Consider the following 26,000-nt stretch of genomic DNA (forward strand, 5'->3'; position numbering starts at 1 on the left):
CGCATTTTAGGGGTTCACGCCGAGCCGGTAGCCCGAGCCGCGCACCGTGTGGAGCAGAGGTCGCGCGAAACCCTCGTCGACCTTCTTGCGCAGCCGGCTGAGATGCACGTCGATCACGTTGGTACCGGGATCGAAGTGATAGTCCCACACGCCCTCGAGCAGCATCGTGCGCGTGACCACCTGCTCGGCGTGGCGCAGCATGAACTCGAGCAGCCGGAACTCGCGCGGTTGCAGCTCGATCGTCTTGCCGTCACGCTTGACCCGGCGCGCGAGCAGGTCGACCTCGAGGTCGTCGCAGCGCAGCACCGTCTCCACCGCCGGCGCGCTGCGGCCGCGGCGGACCAGCAGTCGGATGCGCGCGAGCAATTCGGCGAAGGCGAACGGCTTGACCAGATAGTCGTCGGAGCCGTTGGTGAGCCCCTTCACGCGGTCCTCGGGCGAGCCGAGCGCGGAGAGCACGATCACCGGCGTCTCGATGCCGGCGCCCCGCATCGCGGCGAGCACCGCCATGCCGTCGATGCCGGGCAGCATGCGATCGAGCACGACGCAATCGTAGCTGCCGTCGGTGGCGTGGAACAGGCCATCGCGCCCGTTATCGGCGCGATCGACCACGAAGCCTTCCTCGCTCAGCCCCTTGGCGACGAAGTCGGCGGTAGCGGCATCGTCCTCGATCAGCAGGATCTTCTGCGACACGCTCTTCCTCTCACCGCCCGCGGACCTCGATCGGCAGGTCGCGCGCGCCGCGCCGCACCACCAGCTTCACCCGCGGGTGTGTTGCCATCTCGCGCTGTACTTCCGCAAGAGTCGCGGGGGCGCGGCCGTCGACCCGCTCGACGAGATCGCCGACGAGCAGCCCGGCGCGCTCCGCGGGCCCGCCCGCGCGCAGGCTGGTCACCATCGGAATCACACCGCGGGGCGGCGCGGTGGCGACGAAGGTGGCCCCGACCGAGTCGCCGCGGGCGTGGTGGAGCTGGTGGACGCCGCGTAGCGCCAGCGCCGAGCCGAGCGCCGCGAGCAACGCGGAGGCGAGCACCGCACGGTCGAGCGGCTGAAGCCTCGTCATCATGCCGCCGGCCGGCGCTCGAGCAACTCGTCGAGCCGCGCCGCGACCATGTGCTCGATCATGTCGTGCAGCCGCAGGATGTCGAGCTCGGCGCGGAGATTGACCTCATAGTCGAGCCGCGCGGCGAGCCGATCCTTCGCCGCCTGACGGTTCTGGCTCATCATGATCACGGGGGCCTGGATCGCTGCCAGCGTCGACAGCATCAGGTTGAGGAAGATGAAAGGATAGGGGTCGAAGGCATGGCCGAGCCGCGGCAGCACGCCGCTGTTGAGCAGCATCCAGCCGATCAGCAGCAGCGTGAAGGCCAGGATGAAGCCCCAGGAGCCGCCCACTGCGGCGACTCGATCGGCGAGCCGGTCGCCGAGCGTCGCGGTCTCGTCGTCGACGTCGCCCGCGTCGCGCGCGATCGGCAGCCGCTCCTCGATCTTGGTAAGAACGCGGCTCTCCTCCGCGTCCAGCGCCGCCGGGGACTTGCCAAGCAGGCGGGCGGCGAAAGCGTGGACGGGGTGGCTGGCCATGCGCGACGGTCTCCGCTGACGCCGCGGCGCGGGGCGTCGAGCCTGTTGTGCCAGCGCACGGCTGTTCGAGCGATGAGCGTAAGATGACGAATCGCTAATGTTTTTGTCAGCGCGCTGGCAGGCGGCGGCGGGCAGGGCGGGGTTGATGGAGCCGCCGCTTACCCCCCGCGCCGCACTGGACGAGCGCATCTGCCGGCTAATCTGCCCAATCGCCTCGGCGATGGTGGGCGTCTGCCTCACCGGTATCGGGCTGCTCCACCTCGGGGTGGCGAGCGGCCGTCGCGCCGGCGTGGCGGACGACTTGCTCGCGATCGATTCGCTGCTGTTCCTGGTCGCGACGCTGACGTCCTATGTCGCGCTGCGCGGCGCCTCGTACCGGCGGCTGCACCTGATGGAGCAGCTCGCCGACGCCTGTTTCATCCTCGCCATGCTGCTGCTCACCGCGGCCTGCTTCGTCATCACCTACGCGCTGAGTGCCTGAGCCATGACCGACTTTCCCGTGCCGCCGCGTCGCCGCAACCCGCTCGGCGCGGCGCTCGCGCTGCTCGCCGCGGGGGGCCTGCTGGTGCTCGGCTATCTCGGCGAGCTCGGCTATTACAATCCCTCGATGTACCGGCTGGTGCCGGCGGCGACGGCGCCCTCGCCGGCGCAGCGCGGTATGGTGGCGGTGCTGTTTTCGGGCGACTCCGGCTTCGACGCGGGCATGACGCCGCACATCGGCCGCATGCTGGCGGCGCACGGTATGCCCGTGCTCGAGATCAACTCGCTCACCGCCTTTCGCGAGGGGCGCAGCCCCGCCGAGGCGGCCGCGCTGGTGGCGGAGGCGACTCACCGCGCGCTCGCGCTGCCGGGCGCCCACCGTGTGCTGTTGGTGGGCCAGTCGTTCGGCGCCGACATGCTGCAATATGGCGCGAGCCTGCTGCCGCTGCCGTTGCGCGCGCGCGTGCCGCAGCTGATCTTCGCGGTGCCGGGCGACACCTTGCTGTTCCGCGCCAGCCCGGGCGGGCTGTTCGACGGCCCGCCCGACCGCGCCGCGTTGCCGAGCGCGCGCCGCGTGGACTGGGCGCCCGTGCTGTGCGTCCACGGCGCGACCGAGGCCAACAGCCTGTGCCCGCGGTGGCGCCAGCGCAACGTGCGCGTCGTGACGCTGCCCGGCGACCATTACCTCAACCATGACCCGGATCGGCTGTGCGCGACGCTGTGGCAGGCCATCCGGCAGGGCGGCTGAGCGCCACATTACCGATAATTCAGTCGACGACGAGCCTCTCGCAATGCGCGCCGTCCTACACGGTCGCTCAAACAGAGCAGGGGATTGAACACGTGAGAAGCATGCGCGGGATGATGGCGACGGCGATCGCGGCGGCGATGGCGTTCGCGCTCCCGGTCGGGGCGGCGGCCGCTCCGGCGGCGAGCCCGCTGGGAACGTGGCTCAATCCATATGGATCGGTGGCGGTGCGGACGGGCGCGTGCGGCGACCGTCTGTGCGGCTGGATCGTCTGGGCCAGCACCGAGGCGCAGGCCGACGCGCGCGAGGGCGGTGTCACCGGGCTGATCGGCACCCAGCTGCTCGAGAATTACCGACCGACCTCGGGTGGCTGGGTCGGAACCGTCTTCGTCCCCGACATGGGCCGGCGCTTCTACTCGAAGATCGAGCCGGTCGGCAGCGACGGTCTGCGGGTGAAGGGCTGCATCCTCCACGGTCTCGTGTGCCGCTCGCAGCTGTGGCACCGCGTCGCGCAGCCGCCGCATGCCTGAGCTGCGCGCCCGCCTCGAACGCTATCGCACCCCCGCCACCGTGGCGGCGGTGGTCCTGTTGCTCGGGCTCGGCTTCGCCGCGATCGAGCGGCTGACTCGCGAGATCCGCCTCGCCGACGTCCGCGCGGCGATCCACGGCCTGTCGGGTACGCAGATCGCGCTGGCGCTGGGCTTCACCGCGCTCAGCTATCTGGCGCTGACGCTCTACGACACGATGGCGCTGCGCGTTATCGGTCGACCAATGCCCTGGCGCGTCGCCGCGCTGGGGTCGTTCACCAGCTACACGCTGTCGCACAATCTCGGGCTCGCGCTGCTCACGGGAGGGTCGGCTCGCTACCGAGTCTACACCGCCGCCGGCCTCGACGGCCCCGATGTCGCGCGCGTCGTTGGCATCGCCAGCGCGACCTTCTGGCTCGGCGTCGTCACCGTGGCGGGGGCCGCGCTGACGCTGCGCGACGGCCCGATCGCCCTCGCGGACGTGACGCTGGGCGCTGCCGCGGCGCACGCGATCGGCGCCGCGGTGCTCGCGGGCGTCGTCACGCTGGTCGCCGCCTGCGGCATGGCGCGCGGGCCGCTCCGCGTCTGGCGCTTCACCCTGCCGCTGCCGAGCGCTTCGCAGGCGATGGCGCAGATCGCGATCGCGCTGGTCGACACCGCGGCGGCCGCGGCGGCGCTGTTCGTGCTGATCCCGCACGCCCCGGTCACGCTGCTCCCCGCCTTCGTGCTGGCCTATGCGCTCGGCATCGTGGTCGCGCTGGTGACTCACGTTCCCGGCGGGATCGGCGTGTTCGAGGCGGTGGTGCTGGCGGTGGTGCCGGGCGACCGCGCCGCGCTGGTGGCGGCGCTGATCGCCTACCGCCTGGTCTATTACGTGCTGCCGCTCGCCCTCGGCGTGGCGCTGCTGGCGTGGCACGAGGGCCGCCGCCAGCACGGCGTGCCGCGACTGCTGCGCGACTCGAGCGCGCTGGCGAGCGAGGTGGCGCCGCTGGTGCTCGCCGCGGCGAGCTTCGCCGGAGGCGCGATGCTGCTGCTGTCGGGCTCGCTGCCCGCGCTGGCGCCGCGCATCGGCGCGCTCCACGCGCTGTTGCCGCTGCCCTTCATCGAGGCGAGCCACGTCGCCGCCAGCCTGGTCGGTACCGGGCTGCTGCTGCTCGCGCCTGGTCTGTACCGCCGGCTCGACGGCGCCTTCGTCGCCACGCGCGCGCTGCTGCTCGCCGGCGCCGCCTTCTCGCTCGCCAAGGGCATCGATTACGAGGAGGCCGCGGTGTGCCTCGCGCTCGCCGCGCTGCTGCAATGGACCCGCGGTGCCTTTTATCGTCGCACCGCGCTGACGCAGGCGCCGTTGTCGAGCGCGTGGCTGGTGGCGGTGGCGGTCGCGGTCGGGGTCGCCGCCTGGGTCGGTCTGATCGCCTATCGCCACGTGCCGTACGACGACGATCTGTGGTGGCATTTCGCGCTGCACGGCGACGCGCCGCGCTTCCTCCGCGCGACCCTGGCGGTCGCGGTGATGCTCGCCGCCGTGGCCATGTGGCGGCTGCTCGGGCCGGCGCGCAGCGTGCCCGACGTGCCCGCCGATCCCGCCGCGGTGGCGCGCGTGCTCGCGAACGCCGAACGCACCGACGCGATGCTGGCGCTGACCGGGGACAAGCGCTTCCTGCTCTCCGAGGACGGACGCGCGATGCTGATGTACCAGGTGCGCGGCACCAGCTGGATCATCATGGGCGACCCGATCGGCCCGGCCGAGACCTGGGGCGAGCTGTTGTGGCGCATCCGCGATCTCGCCGACCGCGCGCAGGGCCGGCTGCTGCTCTACCAGGTCACCGGGCTGGTGCTCGATCTCGCGATCGGCATGGGATTGCAGATCGTGAAGTATGGCGAGGAGGCGATCGTCGACCTGCCATCGTTCGTGCTCGACGTGCCGCGGCTGCGCTCGGTGCGCAAGGCGGAGCGCGCCGCTGCGCGCAAGGGTGCCGAGTTCCGCATCGTGCCCGCCGCCGCGGTGCCGGTGATCATCGACGAGCTCGCCGCCATCTCGGACGAGTGGATGCGCGCCAAGGGGCATAATGAGAAGGGCTTCAGCCTCGGCCGCTTCGATCGCGACTATCTCCGCCACTTCGACATGGCGCTCGTCTGCGTCGAGGGCCGGATCGTCGCCTTCGCCAACCTGTGGCTGACCGAGGGGCGCAACGAGGCCTCGGTCGACCTGATGCGCCACCGCGACGACATGCCCGCGGGAACGATGGACTTCCTGTTCGTCCACCTGATCGATTGGGCGCGCGAGCGCGGCTACCGTCGCTTCTCGCTCGGGATCGCGCCGCTCTCGGGCATCGCGGGACGGCGGCTCGCCCCCGCCTGGGCGCGCGCGGCGGCGCTGATCTTCCACCACGGCGAGCGCTTCTACGGCTTCCGCGGGTTGCGCACCTACAAGGAGAAGTTCGCGCCGGAGTGGGAGCCCCGCTACATCGCTGCACCGCGCGGACTAGCGATGATCAAGGCGCTGCGCGACCTCTCGCTGCTGGTCGGCAAGCCATCCGCGGCGGCGACCCCGGCACCGCGCGCGGGCGGGATGATGGCGCGCTTCCAGGTGACGCCGCCGCGTCCGGTCGACGCGCTGCTCAACCTGGCCTCGTCGTGAGACTCGCCGGGCTGAACACGCGTGCCGGCGGTGGCGCGCAGGCGGAGGCCGACGCGGGGGCCGAGCCGATGCCGGCGGACTGCCGCGCCGGACGCCATTTGCCCGCCCGCCGAGTGACGGTGGACGCCAACGGCGCCGCGCACGCGCGCTGCCGGCGCTGCGGCTGCGAGTTGACGCGGTTGCCCGCGATCCGGCGCTGGTACCGGTCGGGAGTATTGGGCTAGCGCGCTACGCCCGCCGGCGCGCCCTCCGCGCCCTCCGAACCGGATCATGACGAACTTGTAAGCCTCGGCCCACGCAGCGATTATCCGTGCCGCGGTAGAGGACGATTGTTCCCGCGCGTCGCGCGCCCATGCAAGGCCAGCCCATGTCCGCCCCCGTCTTCTTCGATCCCACCGGTCGCCGCAGCCGCCGCTCCAAACGGGTGATCGCGGCGCTGCTGATCGCGGTGGTGGCGGCCGCGATCGCCTTCGCGACGACGCTGGTGGCGGTGCCGCGCGGGGTCGACCTGCGCCTGCCGCTGCCGCGCGCGCATGCCGCCGCGGCGCGCGGCGAGCAGCGCCGCCACGGTCTCGCCGCCTGGCTGCCGCACCGCCGCGCGGCGGGGAAGAGCGCCGCCAACGCCCCGCTCAGCATCGCTTTCTACGTGCCGGGCAACGACGACAGCCTCGCCTCCTTCCGCCGCAACGCCGCCGCGCTCGACTGGGTCGTGCCGGCGCTGGTCAGCGTCGCGGGGCCGCAGCATCGCGTCACCGTGGAGCGCGACGGCGCCTTCGAGCGCAGCCTCGCGGCGCTGCCGCACGCCCCCAAGGTGCTGCCGATGGTGCAGAACCTCGGCGAGGAGCAGTGGGACGGCAAGGGCAGTGCCGCGCTGCTCGCCGATCCGCGCGCACGGTCTCAGCTGGCGCAGCGGCTCGCCGCGTACGTCGCGCAGCGGCGTGCCGGCGGCCTCGTCATGGACTTCGAGTCGCTGCCCGAGACGGCGATGCGCCCCTATGTCGCCTTTCTGCGCACGCTCCACGCCGCCATGCCCAAGGGCACCACCCTCGCGGTGACCGCCCCCGCGGAGGACGACAGCTGGCCGCTCGCCGCGATCGCGCAGGCGACCGACAAGGTGATACTGATGGCCTATGACCAGCATTGGGAGGGCGGCACGCCCGGCCCGATCGCGGCGCAGGACTGGTTCATCCGCGAGGTCGAGGCGGCGCGGCGCGTCGTGCCCGCCGAGAAGCTGGTCGTCGCGCTCGGCAGCTACGCCTATGACTGGCACGGTGACTCGACCGACGCGCTGTCGATCGAGGAGGCATGGCTGGCCGCGCACGACAGCGAGGCGCCGATCAGCTTCGATCCCGCCAGCGGCAACGCCAATTTCGCCTATGATGAGGAGGACGGTCAGCGCCACGCCATCTGGATGCTCGACGCGGCGACCAGCTGGAACGAGATGCAGGTGCTGCGCCAGCTCAACATCGGCGGCGTCGCGCTGTGGCGGCTGGGCAGCGAGGACCAAGGCTTCTGGGCCGACCTCGTCGCGATGCGCACGGGTGGCCGCCCCGACCTGCGCCGTCCGGCCTCGCTGCTCAACACCGATATCGAGGGCTCGGGCGAGATCCTGCGCATCACGGCCACGCCCACGCCCGGCCAACGCACGCTGTTTGCCGACAAACAGGGGCTGATTCGCCGTGAGCGCTACGACGCGCTGCCGACCCCTTATGTCGTCCGCCGCGCCGGCGCCGCCGATCCGAAGAAGCTGGCGCTGACCTTCGACGATGGCCCCGATGCGACCTGGACGCCGCGTATCCTCAACGTGCTCGAGGCGGCGCGCGTGCCGGCGACCTTCTTCGTGATCGGCGGCAACGCGCTGCAGCATCCCGCTCTGCTCAATCGCATCGTCCGCGACGGCGACGAGATCGGCAACCACAGCTACACGCACCCGAACATGGCGCGGCTGGGGCCGCGCGAGACCGCGCTCGAGCTCAACGCCACGCAGCGACTGGTGCAGGCCTACACCGGCCGCTCGATGACGCTGTTCCGCGCGCCCTATTTTGGCGACGCCGAGCCGACCACGACCGACGAGCTCGAGCCCGCGCTGCAGGCGCAGCAGGCGGGCTATACGGTGGTCGGCCTCCACGTCGACCCGAACGACTGGCAGCGGCCGGGCGAGGACGCGATCGTCCAGCAGGTGCTCGATCAGGTCCACTCGGCCACGCCGGAGAAGTCGGGCAACGTGATCCTGCTCCACGACGGTGGCGGCGACCGGTCCGAGACCGTGGCGGCGCTGCCGCGCATCATCCGGCAGCTGCGCGGCGAGGGCTATACGTTCGTCACCGCCTCGCAGCTGGTCGGGGCCAGTCCGGCACAGGCGATGCCGCCGGTGGCGGAGGGCGACCTCTGGGCGGTGCGCACCGACGTGGCGGTATTCGTCGTGCTCGCCGCGCTGGCGGGGGCGCTGGCGTGGCTGTTCTACCTCGCCATCTCGCTCGGCATCGCGCGCGCGGTGCTGATGGCGGGGCTCGCCTGGGTGCAGGCGCGGCGCAAGCGGCCCGAGCCGCCGGTGTTCGCGCCGAGCGTCTCGGTGGTGATCCCCGCCTACAACGAGGAGCGCGTGATCGTCTCGTCGATCCAGCGCGTGCTGGCGAGCGACTATCCCCAGCTCGAGGTGATCGTCGCCGACGACGGCTCGAAGGACCGCACCAGCGCGGTTGTCCAGGCCGCCTTCGCGAACGAGCCGCGCGTGCGCCTGCTCACCCTGGTCAACGGCGGCAAGGCGGCGGCGCTCAACCGCGCGCTGCTGTCGGCGACCGGCGAGGTGGTGATCGCGCTCGACGCCGACACGCAGTTCGAGCCGGCGACGATCCGCCGCCTCGCGCGCTGGTTCGCCGACGAGCGGATCGGCGCGGTGGCGGGCGACGCGCGCGTCGGCAATCGCGTCAACCTCGTGACGCGCTGGCAGGCGGTGGAATATATCACCGCGCAGAACCTCGAGCGGCGCGCGCTCGCGGGCTTCGACGCGATGACGGTGGTGCCCGGCGCGGTCGGCGCATGGCGGCGCGCCGCGCTGGACGCGGTCGGCGGCTATCCCGAGGACACGTTGGCGGAGGACCAGGACCTCACCATCGCGATCCAGCGTGCCGGCTGGCGCGTCACCTATGATCCGAGCGCGATCGCCTGGACCGAGGCCCCCGAGAGCTTCCGCGCGCTCGCCAAACAGCGCTTCCGCTGGGCGTTCGGCACGCTGCAATGCCTGTGGAAGCACCGCGCGGTGCTGCGCACGCGCAAGCCCTCCGGCTTGGCGCTGGTCGGGCTGCCGCAGGCTTGGCTGTTCCAGATCGCCTTCGCCGCGATCTCGCCGCTGATCGACCTGGCGCTGCTCGTCTCGATCGGTGGCACCGCGCTGCGCGTGGCGCAGCACGGCTGGGCGCAGACCAGCGGCGACGTCGCGCGCATGGGCGTCTACTGGGTCGCCTTCACCGCCATTGACGTGCTGTGTGGCTGGATCGCCTATCGCCTCGACGGGCATCGCGCGCGCTATCCCGCGCATCTGCTGGTGGCTCAGCGGCTGGTGTACCGCCAGATCATGTATTGGGTGGTGCTGCGCGCGATCGCGGCGGCGATCGGCGGCTGGCTGGTCGGCTGGGGCAAGCTCGAGCGCAGCGGGCGCGTGACGGCGGCTGGGGCGGCGTGAGGGCAGGCGCCGCCCGCCCAACGCAGCGCCATCCTGACCTTGTTTCAGGATCCACCGTGCCGCTGGAGCCTCGATCCCTGACTTCCCGGCACGGTGAATCCTGAGATGAGCTCAGGATGACGGCCGGGAATTACGACGCGCGCTCCCGCACGACTCGCTCGAGCACCGTGAGCGGCATCGCGCCGAGCCGCAGCACCTCGTGGAAGCGTTTGAGGTCAAAGCCCGGCTTCGCCTTCGCCTCGTCGCGCAGCCGGGTCCAGACGGTGTGGCCGATCTTGTAGCTGCACGCCTGGCCGGGCCAGACGGTGTAGCGGTCGATCTCGCCCTGGCTGCGCCCGCGCGCGATGCCGGTCGTGGCGATCAGATAGTCGGTCGCCTGCTCGCGGCTCCAGTGCTTGGCGTGCATGCCGCTGTCCACCACCAGCCGCGTGGCGCGGAACAGCAGCGACTGAAGGTAACCGACCTGGCCGAGCGGGTCGCCCTCGTACATTCCCATCTCGTCGGCGAGCTGCTCGGCGTAGAGCGCCCACCCCTCCGAATAGCCCGAGAAGAAGCCGCGGCGTCGAATCAGCGGGATGTCCTCGCTCTCCAGCGCGAGCATGACCTGGAGGTGGTGGCCCGGCACCGCCTCGTGATGCGTCAGCGTGGCGAGCCCGAACTTCGGCCGATCGAACGTGTCGCGCAGGTTGATATAGTAGATCGCGGGTCGCGAGCCGTCGAGCGAGGCGTTCTCGTAATAGCCCCCTGGCGCGCCCGCCTGGATCGAGGCGGGCACCCGCCGCACCTCGACCGGCGCCTTGGGCAGCGAGGCGAAGGCCTCGGGCAGCCGCTTCTGCATCGCCGCGATCTGGCGGGTGAGCTGCGCCAGCAGCGCCTCGCGGCCGGGATCGGTATTGGGGAAGAGCTGGTCGGGGCGCTTGTTGAGCGCGACCAGCCGCTCGCCGACCGTCCCCTGCGCCATGCCCTGCGCCTTGAGGATCGTGTCGATCCGGCCGGAGATCTCCGCCACTTGCGCGAGGCCGAGGCGGTGGATCTCGTCGCCCGACATCGGCACCGTCGTCGCCGCCTCGGCCGCGGCGGCGTAGTAAGCGTCGCCGTCGGGCAGGCGCCAGCAGCCCGCGTCGTGCGTGGCACGCGCGCGCAAGTCGGTGACGAGCGCGCGCTGCCGATCGAGCGCGGGGAAGACCTTCTCCGCCACGAGCGCGCGCGCCCGCGCGGCGCGCTCGGCCGGCAGACCCGCCGCGGCGAGCTTGGCGGCGAAGGCGACCACCGCGACGGTCTGCTCGGGCGCCTGGTCGCGGAAGGCGGCGAGCTGCCTGAGCGTCGTGTCGAGGATATAGTCGGGCGCGAACACGCCCCGCGCGGCGTCGGCGCGCTGACGCGCGGTGTCGTCCTCGATCGCGCCGGCGAGCGCCTCGACTCGCGCGAGATAGGCATCGGCCTCGGCGGCGTCGCGGACGCGGTGCTGCGACTCCAGGAAGTCCGGCACGTCGCGATAGGCGCCGGTCAGCTGGCTCAGAATATAGGGCGCGAACCGGCCCATCGTCGCACCGTAGCGGAAGCGCTCGCTGCCGCCGATGGCGCGGCTGAGCTGATAGGTGACGACGTCGAGGTCGAGTTGCGCCGCGGGCGACAGCGCGGCGCGATCGAAGCGCCGGAGTTCGGCGAGTTCCTGCCGCGCGCGGGCGAGCGCGCGCGCCTGGCCCGCGGTCGAGCCGTCGTCGAGCCGGCGTTTGAGCTCCGCGCGCGCGCCGCTGTCGAGCCCGAGCCGGGTCGCCTGCTCGGGACTCTCATCGAGCCGCGCGTAGAAGAAGCGGTCGAGCGTCGCGCGCAGCGCGGCATCGCCGCCAGCCCGAGTCGCGGCCATCGCCGGCAACGCCGCGACGGCCGCAGCGGCGGTCGCACCGCCGAGGACATCTCGCCTGTTCATCAATAGCTTCTCCCTATGCCCCGCGTGTGTGCCGGGGCAGGACGGGGTAAGCAAGCGATCGACGCCGCTCATCATTGAGTAAGCCTTGCCGTATAATACGCTCGTCCCCGGAGGAGCTGTGCTGCCGACCTCGATCTCGACCCGTGTGATTGCCGCGTTCGGAACCGTCGTGGCGGTGGTGCTGCTGCTGCTCGCCGCCGGCTGGATGGTCGCGGGTGACGTGCGTCACGCCAATCAGGCGGTGCGGCGGCTGAGCGAGCGCCTCCGCGTCGAGGACGCGCAGGACCGCGCGCAGCAGCAGCTGCGGCTCGCGATCGGCGAGGTGACTCGTGCCGCCGAGCAGCCGCGCCCGATCACCCCGGCGCAATGGCTGCGCGTGCAGCAGGCGCTCGCCGGCTTCCGTGCGAGCTACAGGACGCCGGCCGAAGCGTCGTCCGCGCGCGACGCGGCGGCGAGCGACTTCGCGCGGCTCGCGGGCGAGCTGATCGCCGACGCGCGCGCCGAGCCGCTGCGGATCGCCCGCGACATGCCGCAGTTCCTCGCCGCGCTGCGCGTGCTGGAGCGCGAGCGCGCCGAGGCGCGGCGTCGGCTCGTCGATCGCATCGACGCCGCGGTCGCGCGCAGCTCGCGCGAGCTCTATGTCAGCATCTCGCGCATCGTCTTCGGCGTGCTCGGCGTGCTGCTGCTGCTGCTCGCCTCCTTCCTGTGGCTGCGACGCCAGGTGCTGCGCCCGATCGTCGCGATCGCCGACCAGCTGCGCCAGTTCGGGACGGTGGACGGCGAGGTGCGGGTCGAGGGGCGCGACCGTGCCGACGAGATCGGCGACCTCGCGCGTGGGCTGGGCGAGTATCGCGACGCGGTGGAGCAGCGCCGCCGTGCCGAGAAGCGGATCGAGTTCCTCGCGCACCACGACCTGCTGACCGCCTTGCCCAACCGGCTGCTGTTCGAGGAGCGGCTGGCGCAGGACCTCGCGCGCGCGACGCGTACCGGTCAGCGGGTCGCGGTGTTCGCGATCGATCTCGACGACTTCAAGTCGGTGAACGACCGGTTCGGCCACGCGGGCGGCGATCGCGCGCTCAACCGGGCCGCGCAGCTGCTGACCGGCTGCGTGCGTGCCGACGACATGGTGGCGCGCCTCGGCGGCGACGAGTTCGCGATCATCCAGGTCGCGCCCGATCAGCCGCGCGCGGCCGAAGCGCTGCTGATGCGGATCTTCCGTGCGTGTGACGTCACGGCGGGGGACGAGGTGCCCGTGCAGATGAGCGTCGGGGTCGCGCTCTCGGGCGCGGAGCAGGCGCGCGAGGAGCTGTACAATCTCGCCGACATGGCAATGTACCGCGCCAAGTCGGAGGGCCGCCACACCGCGCGCTTCTTCGACGAGGCGCTCAAGGAGGAGACGCGGCTGCGCTGGCGGCTGTCGCGCGACCTCGAGGGTGCGGTGGAGCGCGGCGAGATGTCGCTGGTGTACCAGCCGATGGCGGACGCGCGGACGCTGCGGGTGATCGGCTACGAGGCCTTGCTGCGCTGGCGCCATCCCGAGCTGGGCAATATCCGCCCTGACCAGTTCATCCCGCTCGCCGAATCGAGTGGGCGGATCGACTCGCTTGGCCTCTGGGTCGCGGACCAGGCGATGGCGGCGGCGCGCGGCTGGCCCGACCACGCGATCGTCGCGCTCAACCTGTCGCCGGTGCAGTTCCGCCAGGCCGATCTCGCCGCCGACCTGCTCGCGCTCGCGGAACGCCACGGGCTCGCGCCCGAGCGGCTCGAGTTCGAGGTCACCGAGAGCGCGACGCTGCTCGGTCACCGCCGTGACGACGTGCTCGGCGCCCTGCGCGCGCTGCAGGACCGCGGCGCGCGCATCGTCATGGACGATTTCGGGACCGGCTATTCCTCGCTCGGCAACCTGCGCGACTTCCGCTTCGACAAGCTCAAGGTCGACCGCAGCTTCGTCTCGGCGATGCTCGACCATGCGCCATCGGCCTCGATCGTGCGCAGCATCGCCGCTCTGGGCGAGAGCCTCGGCGTCCCCGTGGCGGCCGAGGGGGTAGAGACCGAGGAGCAGCTCGCGCTGCTGCGACGCTGGGGCTTCCCGCAGGTCCAGGGCTATCTGCTCGGCCGCCCCGAGCGGCTCGAAACGGTCTTGCGCTCGGCCGCATATGCGGGGATGATCGGCTAGCCTCGACACCCGCACCGCGGGGCCCCGTCGGGGCGCGTGGGCACCGTCTTGACACTTCCCTCGCAACCGTGTTGGTAGCGCTATCAAGGATAGCCGGTGAGTGGGGGAGAGGTGATGGCGCTCGAACAGGACGCGACGGCGTCGGGTCTGCCGCACGACTGGAAGGAAGGCCGCTTCGTCGGCCGCGCGGCGGCCGCCGAGGGTCCGATCCCGCTGCTCGTCGTGCATGGCGAGGCGTTCGACATGTCCGCGGTCGCGCCCACGGTGGCGATGCTGGTCGAGGCGGGTGACCTGTCCGCCGCGGGCGGTCGCTCGCTCGGGGCGCTCGACGCCGCCGGGCTCACGCTGCTCAGCCCGGTCGATCTCCAGTGCGTCAAGGCGTGCGGAGTCACCTTCGCGGTGTCGGCGATCGAGCGAGTCATCGAGGAGCGCGCGCGCGGCGACTGGTCCGCCGCGGCCGAGATCCGCGGGCGGCTGGAGTCGCGCGTCGGCGGCTCGATCCGCTCGGTCGTGCCGGGCACCCCGGAGGCGGCGGCGCTCAAGGCGGCGCTGATCGAGGACGGGCTGTGGTCGCAATATCTCGAGGTCGCGATCGGGCCCGATGCCGAGGTCTTCACCAAGGCGCCGGTGCTCGCCACGGTCGGCCCCGACGCCGAGATCGGCATCCGCTCCGACTCGAGCTGGAACAACCCCGAGCCCGAGGTCGCGCTGCTGGTTAACAGCCGCGGCACTGCGATCGGCGCGACGCTCGGCAACGACGTCAACCTGCGCGACTTCGAGGGCCGCTCGGCGCTGCTGCTCGGCAAGGCCAAGGACAATAACGCCTCCTGCTCGCTCGGGCCGCTGGTGCGGCTGTTCGACGACAGCTTCACGATCGACGACGTGCGCGGCGCCGAGGTGCGGCTGCGGATCGAGGGCGAGGACGGCTATGTGCTCGACGGCAAGAGCAACATGGCCGAGATCAGCCGCGACCCGCTCGACCTGGTGCGCCAGACGCTCTCCGAGCATCAATATCCCGACGGATTCGTGCTGTTTCTCGGCACGTTGTTCGCGCCGGTGCAGGACCGCGACGAGCCCGGCCGCGGCTTCACCCACAAGGTCGGCGACCGCGTGACGATCGAGAGCGAGCGGCTCGGCCGACTGACCAACCGCGTGGTGACCTCGAAGGACGCCGAGCCATGGGAGCTCGGCATCGGCGGGCTGATCCGCAACCTCGCCGCGCGTGGGCTGCTGGGGCAGGCGGCGTGAGCGAGCGCGCGGTCTATCCGTCGCTGCGCGGCAAGAAGATATTGGTGACCGGCGGCGCCACGGGCATCGGCGCCGGGCTGGTCGAGGCGTTCGCGCGCCAGGGTGCCAAGGTGGCGTTCGTCGACGTCAACGCCGCCGCGGGGGAGGCGCTCGCCGCCAAGCTGGAGGGAGCGCCGCTGTTCCGCGGCTGCGACCTCACCGACGTCGCCGCTTTGCCCGCGATGGTGGACGAGATCGCGGTCGCGCTGGGCGGCCTCGACGTGCTGATCAACAACGCCGCCAATGACGACCGCCACACCATCGCCGAGGTGACCCCGGCCTATTGGGACGAGCGCATGGCGGTGAATCTGCGCCACCTCTTCTTCGTCGCCCAGGCGGCGGTGCCGCACATGAAGCGCGCGGGCGGGGGCGCGATCGTCAACTTCGGCTCGATCAGCTGGCATCTCGGCCTGCCCGATCTGGTGCTCTACCAGACCGCCAAGGCCGCGATCGAGGGGATGACCCGCAGCATGGCGCGCGACCTCGGCCGTGACAACATCCGCGTCACCACGATCGTGCCCGGCAACGTCCAGACGCCGCGCCAGGAGCAATGGTACACGCCCGAGGGCGAGGCCGAGATCGTCGCGGCGCAGTGCCTCGACGGGCGGATCCAGCCCGCCGACGTCGCCGCGTTGGCGCTGTTCCTCGCCTCGGACGACGCGCGGATGTGCACCGGGCATGACTATTTCGTCGATGCGGGCTGGCGCTGAGATGGTGCCGCGGTCGGTCCTGCGGGTCGGCGCGACGCTGGGCGAGGGGCCGGTGTGGGCGCGCGACGCCTTGTGGTTCGTCGACATCAAGCAGCACCAGGTCCACCGCTTCGATCCCGCCACCGGCGCGCACGAGCGCTGGACCGCGCCCGACCAGGTCGGCTGGGTGCTGCCGAGCGCGCACGGCGACCTGATCGCGGGCGTGAAGACGGGGCTGCACCGCTTCGATCCCGCCACCGGCACCTTCACGCCGCTGCACGCGCCCGAGCCGCACCTTCCCGGCAACCGGCTCAACGATGCCGCGATCGATGCGCGCGGGCGGCTGTGGTTCGGATCGATGGACGACGATGAGGTCGCCGCGACGGGTCGGCTCTACCGCCACGCCGGCGAGGACTGCGCCGACAGCGGGCTAGCGCCCGTGGTGATCACCAACGGGCCCGCGATCAGCGCCGACGCGACGGCGCTGTATCACACCGACACGCTGGGGAAGACGATCTGGCGCGTGCCGCTCCGCGACGATGGTACGTCGGGCACGCCCGAGCGCCATGTCACGATCGAGGAGGGTGCCGGCTATCCCGACGGGTCGACGCTCGACGCCGAGGACTGCCTGTGGGTTGGGCTGTTCGCCGGCTGGGGCGTGCGCCGCTACGATCCGGCCGGCAAGCTGATGACGACGGTACGCTTCCCCTGCGCCAACGTGACCAAGATCGCGTTCGGCGGCGAGGGGCTGCGCACCGCTTACGCCACGACGGCGCGCAAGGGGCTCGACGCGGCGGCGCTCGCCGACCAGCCGCTCGCGGGCGACCTGTTCGCGTTCGAGCCCGGGGTCGCCGGCGTCACGACCGTCGAGGCGACACTATAATCTAAAAGACACGAGTGGGAGCGGGTGAGGATGGCAACGGCTTTCAGTGAGGGCGACGCAGGTCGCGTCAACATGGGCTTCATCGCCGCCATCGTCGCGGTGGCGACGATCGGCGGCTTCATGTTCGGCTATGACTCGGGCGTGATCAACGGCACGCAGAAGGGGCTGGAGGCCGCCTTCGACCTCGGCAAGCTGGGGATCGGCGTCAACGTCGGCGCGATCCTGATCGGCTCGTCGATCGGCGCGTTCAGCGCGGGCCGTCTGGCTGACCGGATCGGGCGGCGCAGCGTCATGATGCTGTCGGCGGCGCTGTTCCTGTTCAGCGCGCTGCTGGCGGGCGCGGCCTCGACCTCGGCGATCTTCATCTTCGCTCGCATCATCGGCGGCCTGGGCGTCGGCGCGGCGAGCGTGATCTCGCCGGTCTATATCTCCGAGGTGACCCCCGCCGCGGTGCGCGGCCGGCTGTCGAGCGTGCAGCAGGTGATGATCATCACCGGCCTGACCGGCGCGTTCGTCGCGAACTTCGCGCTGGCCCGCTACGCCGGCGGCTCGACCGCCGACTTCTGGCTGGGCTTCTCGGCGTGGCGCTGGATGTTCTGGCTGCAGGCGATCCCCGCCTTGGTCTACCTGCTCGCGCTGCTGATCATCCCGGAGAGCCCGCGCTATCTCGTCGCCAAGGGGCAGGACGATCGCGCGCACGCGGTGCTCACCCGCCTGTTCGGCCGCGCCGAGGCCGACCGGAAGGTCGGCGAGATCCGTGCCAGCCTCGCCGGCGACCATCACCGCCCCAAGCTGTCCGACCTGATCGATCGCGGCTCGGGCAAGATCCGCCCGATCGTCTGGGCGGGTATCGGCCTGGCGGTGTTCCAGCAGCTCGTCGGCATCAACGTCGTCTTCTATTACGGCGCGACCTTGTGGGAGGCGGTCGGCTTCTCCGAGGATTACGCGCTGCAGACCAACATCCTGTCGGGCGTGCTGTCGATCGGCGCGTGCCTGTTCACCATCTTCACCGTCGACAAGATCGGGCGCAAGCCGCTGCTGCTGGTCGGCTCGGCCGGGATGGCGGTGACGCTGGCGGTGGTCGCCTGGGCCTTCTCCACCGCGGTGACGGACGCCGCCGGCGCGGTGAGCCTGCCCGGCAACAATGGCGTGATCGCGCTGGTAGCGGCCAACCTCTACGTGATCTTCTTCAACGCCAGCTGGGGCCCGGTGATGTGGGTGATGCTGGGCGAGATGTTCCCCAACCAGATCCGCGGCTCGGGCCTGGCGGTCTCGGGGTTCGCGCAGTGGATCGCCAACGCCGCGATCTCGGTGAGCTTCCCGGCGCTGGCGGTCTCGCCCGGTCTGGCGGTGACCTATACCGGCTACGCCATCTTCGCGGCGATCTCGTTCTTCTTCGTGCGCGCGATGGTGCACGAGACGCGCGGGCGCGAGCTGGAGGACATGGTGGGGTGAGACACGCGGCCCCGCCCGTTCGCGGGCGGGGCCGGGGGCGAAGTGAGAGCGGCCGGTCGTCTTCAGGGCGGCCGGCTGTTGTTTTATGCCGGCACCGCTTTGGTAGTCGCGCGCTCCCGTTCTCCGTTCGCGCTGAGGAGAGGCTGAGCTTGTCGAAGCCTCGTCTCGAAGCGCTTTCGCGGACGTGCCGCGCAGTTCTTCGAGAGGGCTCTCCGACGAGCTCAGTGCCTCCTCAGCACGAACGGTGTCGCGCGATAGAGGCGCTAAGGGCGTGCGTTGAGCTAAACCGCCCCCGCCTGCACGCGCCGCGGCGCCGCGTTGGGCCGGCGCCGGGGAGCGGCGTCCGACTGGCGACGGACCAGCTGATAGTCCGCCAGCAGGTGCGGGTGGTCGAGCCCGGCGTCGCTGGTCTTGCGCGCGCGGATCTCGCGCGCGAGCAGGTCCACCGCGATCCGCGCCATGGCGCTCACCGGCTGGCGGATCGTCGTCAGCTCGGGCCAGATCGTCGTCGCCAGCGCGGAGTCATCGAAGCCCACGACGGTGAGATCCCCGGGCACGTCGAGCCCGCGGCGGTGCGCGATCGCGACCGTCGCCGCCGCCATGTCGTCGTTGGCCGCGAACACCGCGCTCGGCGCCTCGGCGAGCTCGAGCAGCTGCTCGGCGGCGTCGAGCCCGGAGCGGTAGGTGAACCAGCCCTCAGCGACGAGTTCCTCGTCCGCCGCGAGCGCCATGTCGGCGAGCGCGTCGCGGTAGCCGGCGAGCCGCTCGGCGCTCGCGGTCTGGTTGGCTGCGCCGGTAATGAAGCCGATGCGCCGGTGGCCGAGCGTACCGAGGTGACGCGTCATCTCATAGGCCGCCTTGCGATCGTCGATGCTCACCGACAGCGCCCAGTCGGGCGCGCGTCCGGTCGAGACCGCCACCACCGGCACGTCGCGCGCGCGCAGCGCCTCCAGCGCGGTGGCGGAGTCACCCAGCGGGGGCGGCAGCAGCACGCCGTCGACGCGCCCGCGCAGCAGGTGCTCGATCGCCGCGAGCTCGGTGCCCTCCTCGCATTTCTCGATCACGATCGTGCAATTCTGACGGCTGCCCTGGTCGAGGCATCCGACGAGGAACTCGCTGAAATAGAACAGGCTGGTGTTGGTGTGGAGCACGCCGAGGCGGAATTCCTCGCCGCCCGCCAGCGTCCGCGCCGCGGCGGACGGCGCATAATGGAGCGTCGCGATCGCCTCCTGCACGCGGCGGCGCGTCTCGGCGCGCACGTTGCTCTCGGCGTTGATGACCCGGCTCACGGTCATCGGCGAGACGCCCGCGTGACGCGCGACGTCGCTGATCGTGGGGGCGTTGCGCTGACGTCGCGAGCCGCGGCCTTCCTTCATGAAAATCCTTTCGCGATCGACGTTACGGCGGCGAACGCGATGGCCGCAAGGGGCGTCAATTCGGGTGACCCGGGGCGTAGGGGAATCGCTGCGCCTTGTACCAGGCGAGGTCGTGCTCGGGCGGCGCAGCGCCGGCGGGCAGCGCGCGGCCGTTGACCGAGATCCAATAGGCCAGGCTCGCGTCGCGCCACCAGCGCGCCTCCCGCTCCTGCACCGCGAGGTAGGTCGCGGTCTTATGCCAGCGCTCGGCGTCGATCAGTGGTCGCAGCTTCTCCCAGGTGGCGCGCATCGTGCCGACGGTGGCGACGCCGTGATCGTAATGCGCGACGAGCTCCTCCCACAGCGTCTTGCCCGAGGCCATACGCCGGTCCCATCCGACATGGTGGAACCACAGCAGCTCGCGTTCCGGCGTGGTGGCGGGATCGGCGAGCCGCTTCGCCACCGCGGGGGCATATTGCGCCACCGCGTCGCTGCCCGAGCGCGTGCGGTCGAAGCCGATCCCCTGCTTGTCGGCGCGATGATAATAGACCGGGTTCCACTCGGGGCGCTTGAGGTCGCTGACCCAGGGGCCGGGGCCGTAATGGTGCCCCGTCGCCATAACGTGCGCGAGCCCGAGCGCGCCGGTATAGTCGACCACCGCCTCGCGCGACCCCATCATCATGCCGACGACGGGCTCGACCACGCGCGGATCGGTCCCGAACGTCTGCCGCGCCCACTCGCGCGCGAGCGCGGCGGCGTCGAGCGTCGGGTCCCAGGCGAGCCGGCCGAAGGCGTACCAATTGGCCTGGTTGAAGGTCGAGCCCGACCAGTCGCGGTCGCGCCCGATGTTGGCGACGCCGGCCATGCCGCTCAGCGCGTGATGCTCGGCCGCGCCGTCGACCACGTCGGCGACGGTCTCGCTGCCGCGTCCGGTACGCGCGTCGAGCGTCTCGGTGAAGAGCGGGCCGAGATAGGCGAGGTGGGTGGCGAAGCCGAGGTATTCCTTGGTGATCTGGAACTCGATCAGCAGCGGCGTCCGCGGCATCGCGCCGAACAGGGGGTGGAAGGGCTCGCGCGGCTGGAAGTCGATCGCGCCGTTCTTCACCTGCACCAGCACGTTGTCGGCGAACTTGCCGTCGAGCGGCTTGAACTCGCTGTAGGCCTGTTTGGCGCGGTCCTCGGGATCGGTGTCGGCGTAGACGAAGGCGCGCCACATCACGATGCCGCCGTGCGGGCGCACCGCCGCGGCGAGCATGTTGGCGCCGTCGGCGTGGCTCGCACCATAGTCGCGCGGGCCGGGCTGGCCCTCGCTGTTGGCCTTGACGAGGAAGCCGCCGAAATCGGGGATGGCGCGATAGATCTCGTCCGCCTTGGCCTTCCACCACGCGGCCACGGCGGGATCGCGCGGGTCGGCGGTCTTCAGCCCGCCCAGCTCGATCGGCGCGGAGAAGCGGGCGGACAGATAGACCTTGATCCCCCAAGGGCGGAACACGTCGGCGAGCGCGGCCGCCTTGGCGATGTAGCGCGGCGTCAGGCTGTCGGCCTTGGCGTTGACGTTGTTGAGGACGGTGCCGTTGATCCCGATCGAGGCGTTGGCGCGCGCGTAATCGGTGTAGCGCGGGTCCTTGAAGTCGGGCAGCGTCCACCAGTCCCACAGCGACTGGCCGGCGTAGCCGCGCTCCACGCTGCCATCGAGATTGTCCCAGTGGTTGAGCACGCGCAGCCTGACCCGGGGCGCGGAGGCGAGCGCCACCGTCGCGACGCTCCCTCCGGTGGCGAGATGGCGCAGCAGCGCGAAGCTGCCGTAGAGCAGCCCGCGCTCGCCGTTGCCGGTGATCAGCAGCGTGTCGCGTTTGCCGAGCCGCACGCGCCGGACGAGATAGCCCTCGTCGCCCAGCGCCGCGGTCGGCAGCCGCAGCGCCAGTACTTGTGGGTCGCTCGCGAGCGCGAGCGTCACCTCTCCGACCCCGGCGGGCAGCGAGCGCGACAGCTCGTCGGCGGCGAGGCGCAGCGTGGCGCCGTCGCCGCGCAGCGTCACGCGCGCGCTCGGTGCGGCGGGCGCGTCGGCGCGCAGCCACAGGCGGTAGCCGTCGTCCGCCCGCGCCGGCGCGGTGCCGGCGAGCAGCAGCGCCAGGGCTGTCGCTCGTAACATATTCCTGCGCACCGCCATCTGCCTCTCCACTGCCGCGGCATTGACCAGCCCGGATCCGTCCGTCATGTTATCGCTACCAGCTAACTTGGCAAGCCGTCGCGATCAGACGATGGCGGGAAACGGACGGAGAGGAATGCGCGTGATCGACGTCGATATCCTATATCGAGGGTCCAGCGTGACGCGTCGCGTCCCGCTTCCTGCCGCGATCGCCTGAGAGGGAGCGCCATGCCCATCATCACCGACGCACGCGTCATCATCACCTCGCCCGGACGCAATTTCGTCACGCTCAAGCTCCACTGCGACGATGGCACCACTGGCGTCGGCGACGCCACGCTCAACGGCCGCGAGCTGGCGGTGGCGAGCTACCTCGCGGACCATGTCGTCCCCTGTCTGATCGGCCGCGACGCGCACCGGATCGAGGACATCTGGCAGTATCTCTACAAGGGCGCCTATTGGCGTCGCGGTCCGGTGACGATGAGCGCGATCGCCGCAGTCGACGTCGCTCTGTGGGACATCAAAGGCAAGCTCGCCGGCCTGCCGCTCTATCAGCTGCTCGGCGGCGCCAGCCGCGAGGCCTGCCTGGTCTATTGCCACGCGAATGGCACGACGATCGAGGACACGATCGCGACCGCGCTGGCGCATCGTGACGAGGGCTATCGCGCGATCCGGCTGCAGTGCGGCGTCCCCGGCCTCGCCTCGACCTACGGCGTCGCCAAGCCGGGGCAGCGCTACGAGCCCGCCGACGCCGCGCTGCCGAGCGAGGCGATGTGGTCGACCGAGAAGTATCTCCGCGTCGTGCCCGAGCTGTTCGCCGCGGCGCGCGAGGCGCTCGGCCCCGATATCCACCTGCTCCACGACGTCCACCACCGGCTCACGCCGATCGAGGCGGGGCGGCTGGGGCGCGACCTCGAACCCTATCGCCCCTTCTGGATCGAGGACCCGACCCCGGCCGAGCAGCAGGAAGGCTTCCGCCTGATCCGCCAGCACACCAGCACGCCGATCGCGGTGGGCGAGGTGTTCAACTCGATCTGGGACTGCAAGACGCTGATTGAGCAGCAATTGATCGATTATGTGCGGGCCACGATCGTCCATGCCGGCGGCATCACGCACCTGCGTCGCATCGCCGCGCTGGCCGACCTTTATCAGGTCCGCACCGGATGCCATGGCGCGACCGACCTGTCGCCGGTGACGATGGCCGCGGCGCTGCATTTCGGCCTCTCGGTCCCGAACTTCGGCGTGCAGGAGCATATGCCGCACACCGCCGAGACCGAGGGGGTCTTCCCGCACGCCTATCGCTTCGAGGACGGCCGCATGCACCCGGGCGACGCGCCGGGGCTGGGGGTCGACATCGACGAGGAACTGGCGGCGGGCTACGACTACAAGCGCGCCTATCTGCCGGTGAACCGGCTCGAGGACGGCACTTTGTGGAGCTGGTGAGAGGCGCGCGACGATGCGCCGGCCGCGATGGGAGGAACGGCCTGAGATGAGCGACTTCACCGAAGCCGCCAAGGAGGCGCCCGAGACCGCGGCGCATGCCGTGGCAGCGCCGCGCGGGCGCGTGCGCTGGCTGATCTGCGCGCTGCTGTTCGCCGCGGTGGTACTGTCGTACATCGATCGGCTGGTGCTGGGCGTGCTCAAGCCGCAGCTGACCGCGCTCTACGGCTGGACCAACACCGGCTACGGCGACGTCACCGGCTATTTCCAGGTCTTCTACGGCATCGGCTTCCTGCTGTTCGGCTGGCTGATCGACCGGCTCGGCCCCAAGCTGGGTTATCTGCTCGCGATGGGCAGCTGGACGGTCGGCCATTTCGCGCAGACGCTCGTCACCTCCACCACCGGCTTCGTCGTCGCGCGTATCCCGCTCGCCTTCGGCGAGGCGGGAACCTACCCCTCGGCGCTCGCCGCGGCGTCGCAGTGGTTCCCGAAGAAGGAGCGAGCGCTCGCGATCGGCATCTTCAATGCCGGGGCGAACGTGGGCGCGATCGTGACGCCGCTCCTGGTCGGCTTCCTGATAGCCGGGCTCGCACTCGATTGGCGCTGGGCGTTCCTCGTCACTGGCCTGTTCAACCTCGTCTGGCTGTTCGCCTGGTGGCGCTTCTACCACAAACCCGGCGAGCATCCGCGGCTCTCCGCCGAGGAACGCGGCTGGATCGAGGCCGAGCCCGCGGTGGACAGCGGCCGCGCCGGCTTCCTCACTGTCCTGAGGCGCCGCGAGGCCTGGGCCTATATGGCGGGCCGCTTCCTGATCGATCCCGTCTGGTGGACCTTCCTGTTCTGGCTGCCCGACTTCTTCAACAAGCAATACGGCTATGATCTGAAGAGCTTCGGTCCGCCGCTGGTGGCAATTTACATCCTCGCCGACTTCGGGGCCATCGCGGGCGGCTGGTATTCGTCGCATCTGCTGCGCCGCGGGGTGGACACCGGGCGCGCGCGCAAGCATGCGATGTTCGCCTGCGCGCTGTTCGCACTGCCCGTGATGTTCGCCGCAGACGCGAGCAGCATCTGGTGGGCGGTGCTCGCGATCGGGCTAGCCTGCGCGGCGCACCAGGGCTTCTCGACCAATCTGTTCGCGCTGCCGGGCGACCTGTTCCCGCGCTACGCCCAGGGCACGCTGATCGGCCTCGGCGGCTTTGCCGGCGCGGTCGGCGGCTTCATCGCATCCAAGTCGCTCGGCGTGCTGCTCGACACGGTGGGCAGCTACGGTCCGTTCTTCGTCGCGTGCGGTGTGGCCTATCTGGTGGCTCTGCTTGTCTTCCACTGGCTCAACCCGCATTACCGTGCGGTGGACCTGACGGGGTGAGGAGGGCGGCTGATCCGCACGGCACCGACTCCGAACAGGAAGTCGACAAACGGCAATCACTTGACGGTCGTCCTCGCGCAGCATAGCGTGATAGCGCTAACACAGCCGTGATCTCGAGTGCGTCGTTTGCGCTTTAATTGATAATCCGGAGAGGGGATGGGCATTGCCGGTCGCTGATCGTCGCTATTCGTGCCTGCCGCGGCGTGCCGCCGCGCTCGCGCTGACCGCCGCGGTGCTGGCGGCCGCTCCCGCCGTCGCGGCGCCACGCGCGTGCACGTGGCAGGCGGCCTGGTCGTCGTCGCAGCTGTCGCCCGCGGCGGACGCCCAGCTCGAACCGGGCGCGCTGCGCGATGCCACGCTGCGACAGATCGTCCGCCCCAGCCTCGCCGCGCAGCGCGTCCGCGTCCGCTTCTCCAATGCCTTCGGCCATGCGCCGCTGACGATCGATGCGGCGACGGTGGCGCTCGCCGCGGCCCCCGTGGGAGGCGCGCTGCGACCGACGAGCGTGCGCCCGCTTCGCTTCGCCGGTCACGCCGCGGTGACGATCCCCGCCGGTGCGGATTGGGTCAGCGACGCGGTCGATCTGTCGCTGCGCGCGTTCGACGACCTCGCCGTCTCGCTCCACCTGCCGGTGGAGCCCGACGGCCAGACCGCGCATCCCGGCAGCCGTGCGACCTCCTATCTCGCGCGCGGCGACCGGACCGGGGCGGTCGAGCTGCCCGGCGCGCGCGCGATCGACCGCTGGTACCTGCTCGCCGGCATCGAGGTGGAGCGCTGTGCCGCGCCGGGCGGCGTGGTCGCCTTCGGTGACTCGATCACGGACGGCTATGGCGTCAAACCGAACAGCTATACGCGCTGGACCGACGTGCTCGCGCGTCGGCTCGGCGGACGGATCGCGGTGCTCAACGCCGGGATCGGTGGCAATCGCGTGCTGCTGGATGGGCTCGGCCCGAGCGCGCTGGCGCGGCTCGATCGCGACGTGTTCGGGCAGGCGGGGGTGCGCCATCTGATCCTGTTCGAGGGCGTCAACGACATCGGCGTGCTCACCCGCGACGCCCCGGCCAGTCCCGACCAGCACCGGGCGCTGGTCGAGCGCATCACCGGCGCCTTCGCGCAGATCGTCGCGCGGGCGCACGCGCACGGCATCATGGTGCATGCCGCCACGATCCTGCCGTTCGCCGGCAGTGCCTACTACCATCCCGGCGCTGAGTCGGAGGCGGACCGCCGGGCGATCAACGCGTGGCTGCGCGTGCCCGGCCACGTCGACGGCGTGATCGACCTCGACCAGCTGCTGCGCGAGCCCGCTCGCCCGACTTATCTCGCGTCACGCTACGACAGCGGCGACGGGCTCCACCCCAATGCGGCAGGTTACAGGCTGATCGGTGAGTCGATCCCGCTGGCGCCGCTACGGCGTTGACGACTCGGCAAGTGATGATATTTGTCTTACTTAATGAATGACCCGGAGCGAGCGATGACTGAGAGCACAACACCGCCGGCGCTGCGCAGCCGGGCGTGGTTCGACAATCCCGCGAACATCGACATGACCGCGCTGTACCTGGAGCGCTACCTCAACTTCGGTCTCAGCCTCGACGAGCTGCGCTCGGGCAGGCCGATCATCGG

19 protein-coding genes are annotated in these 26,000 nt (G+C 71.1%); 13 read left to right on the forward strand and 6 right to left on the reverse strand.

Going from position 1 to position 26,000, the window contains the following annotated elements:
- Positions 1–6: 6 nt before the first annotated feature.
- The 3 genes from FHY03_RS16925 to FHY03_RS16935 are packed head-to-tail and all read right to left on the reverse strand — an operon-like array spanning position 7 to position 1,581.
- Positions 7–693 carry a response regulator transcription factor gene (locus FHY03_RS16925; protein WP_183925204.1) on the reverse strand — a complete coding sequence of 229 codons (687 nt, stop codon included), beginning with the start codon at positions 691–693 and terminating at the stop codon, positions 7–9.
- Between the two features lie 10 nt (positions 694–703).
- Positions 704–1,063 (reverse strand): PDZ domain-containing protein, encoded by a 360-nt coding sequence (locus FHY03_RS16930; protein WP_183931753.1) that lies wholly within the window; start codon positions 1,061–1,063, stop codon positions 704–706.
- A complete protein-coding gene (locus tag FHY03_RS16935; protein WP_183931754.1) occupies positions 1,063–1,581 on the reverse strand; it encodes a DUF1003 domain-containing protein in 519 nt (172 codons plus the stop codon). The genes FHY03_RS16930 and FHY03_RS16935 overlap by 1 nt, the downstream gene beginning before the upstream one ends.
- A gap of 145 nt (positions 1,582–1,726) precedes the next feature.
- Here FHY03_RS16935 and FHY03_RS16940 point away from each other — a divergent pair, with 145 nt between their 5' ends.
- From FHY03_RS16940 to FHY03_RS16960, 5 genes are all read left to right on the forward strand, one after another.
- On the forward strand, positions 1,727–2,062 hold the full coding sequence (locus FHY03_RS16940) for a hypothetical protein (RefSeq protein WP_183925210.1): 336 nt from the start codon (positions 1,727–1,729) through the stop codon (positions 2,060–2,062).
- 3 nt (positions 2,063–2,065) lie between these two features.
- Entirely contained in the window at positions 2,066–2,809 is a 744-nt protein-coding gene (locus tag FHY03_RS16945) for an AcvB/VirJ family lysyl-phosphatidylglycerol hydrolase (protein WP_183925212.1), read from the forward strand.
- Positions 2,810–2,910: 101 nt separating this feature from the next.
- Positions 2,911–3,336 (forward strand): DUF2147 domain-containing protein, encoded by a 426-nt coding sequence (locus FHY03_RS16950; protein WP_409314213.1) that lies wholly within the window; start codon positions 2,911–2,913, stop codon positions 3,334–3,336.
- Positions 3,329–5,971: a bifunctional lysylphosphatidylglycerol flippase/synthetase MprF gene (mprF, locus tag FHY03_RS16955; protein WP_183931755.1), complete on the forward strand. Its 2,643-nt coding sequence runs from the start codon at positions 3,329–3,331 to the stop codon at positions 5,969–5,971. Before FHY03_RS16950 ends, mprF begins: the two co-directional genes overlap by 8 nt.
- 367 nt (positions 5,972–6,338) lie before the next feature.
- Entirely contained in the window at positions 6,339–9,653 is a 3,315-nt protein-coding gene (locus FHY03_RS16960) for a glycosyltransferase (RefSeq protein WP_183931756.1), read from the forward strand.
- Positions 9,654–9,783: 130 nt separating this feature from the next.
- Here FHY03_RS16960 and FHY03_RS16965 read toward each other — a convergent pair whose 3' ends face one another.
- On the reverse strand, positions 9,784–11,583 hold the full coding sequence (locus tag FHY03_RS16965; protein WP_183931757.1) for a DUF885 family protein: 1,800 nt from the start codon (positions 11,581–11,583) through the stop codon (positions 9,784–9,786).
- Positions 11,584–11,701: 118 nt separating this feature from the next.
- On the opposite strand from FHY03_RS16965, the gene FHY03_RS16970 reads away from it, so the two are divergent.
- The 5 genes from FHY03_RS16970 (at position 11,702) to FHY03_RS16990 (ending at position 18,073) form a co-directional block, all read left to right on the forward strand.
- On the forward strand, positions 11,702–13,759 hold the full coding sequence (locus FHY03_RS16970) for an EAL domain-containing protein (RefSeq protein ID WP_183931758.1): 2,058 nt from the start codon (positions 11,702–11,704) through the stop codon (positions 13,757–13,759).
- 114 nt (positions 13,760–13,873) lie between these two features.
- On the forward strand, positions 13,874–15,007 hold the full coding sequence (locus tag FHY03_RS16975; RefSeq protein ID WP_183931759.1) for a fumarylacetoacetate hydrolase family protein: 1,134 nt from the start codon (positions 13,874–13,876) through the stop codon (positions 15,005–15,007).
- A complete protein-coding gene (locus FHY03_RS16980; RefSeq protein WP_183925226.1) occupies positions 15,004–15,756 on the forward strand; it encodes an SDR family NAD(P)-dependent oxidoreductase in 753 nt (250 codons plus the stop codon). The genes FHY03_RS16975 and FHY03_RS16980 overlap by 4 nt, the downstream gene beginning before the upstream one ends.
- Positions 15,740–16,618, forward strand: coding sequence for an SMP-30/gluconolactonase/LRE family protein (locus tag FHY03_RS16985; RefSeq protein WP_183925228.1), 879 nt, complete (start codon positions 15,740–15,742; stop codon positions 16,616–16,618). Before FHY03_RS16980 ends, FHY03_RS16985 begins: the two co-directional genes overlap by 17 nt.
- 30 nt (positions 16,619–16,648) lie before the next feature.
- Positions 16,649–18,073, forward strand: coding sequence for a sugar porter family MFS transporter (locus FHY03_RS16990; RefSeq protein ID WP_183931761.1), 1,425 nt, complete (start codon positions 16,649–16,651; stop codon positions 18,071–18,073).
- A 281-nt stretch (positions 18,074–18,354) separates the two neighbouring features.
- Here FHY03_RS16990 and FHY03_RS16995 read toward each other — a convergent pair whose 3' ends face one another.
- Entirely contained in the window at positions 18,355–19,449 is a 1,095-nt protein-coding gene (locus FHY03_RS16995) for a LacI family DNA-binding transcriptional regulator (RefSeq protein WP_183931762.1), read from the reverse strand.
- 55 nt (positions 19,450–19,504) lie between these two features.
- The gene (locus FHY03_RS17000; protein ID WP_183931788.1) at positions 19,505–21,598 is read right to left on the reverse strand and encodes an alpha-glucuronidase family glycosyl hydrolase; all 2,094 of its coding nucleotides are present in this window, start codon (positions 21,596–21,598) and stop codon (positions 19,505–19,507) included.
- 207 nt (positions 21,599–21,805) lie between these two features.
- On the opposite strand from FHY03_RS17000, the gene manD reads away from it, so the two are divergent.
- The 3 genes from manD to FHY03_RS17015 all read left to right on the forward strand — a co-directional run bounded on the left by manD (position 21,806) and on the right by FHY03_RS17015 (position 25,797).
- On the forward strand, positions 21,806–23,017 hold the full coding sequence (manD, locus tag FHY03_RS17005) for a D-mannonate dehydratase ManD (protein WP_183931763.1): 1,212 nt from the start codon (positions 21,806–21,808) through the stop codon (positions 23,015–23,017).
- Between the two features lie 46 nt (positions 23,018–23,063).
- Positions 23,064–24,380: an MFS transporter gene (locus FHY03_RS17010; protein WP_183925236.1), complete on the forward strand. Its 1,317-nt coding sequence runs from the start codon at positions 23,064–23,066 to the stop codon at positions 24,378–24,380.
- Between the two features lie 163 nt (positions 24,381–24,543).
- Positions 24,544–25,797 carry an SGNH/GDSL hydrolase family protein gene (locus FHY03_RS17015; protein ID WP_260159337.1) on the forward strand — a complete coding sequence of 418 codons (1,254 nt, stop codon included), beginning with the start codon at positions 24,544–24,546 and terminating at the stop codon, positions 25,795–25,797.
- Positions 25,798–26,000: the final 203 nt, after the last annotated feature.

Source organism: Sphingomonas sp. BK345 (assembly GCF_014193845.1).
Taxonomy (GTDB): Bacteria; Pseudomonadota; Alphaproteobacteria; order Sphingomonadales; family Sphingomonadaceae; genus Sphingomonas.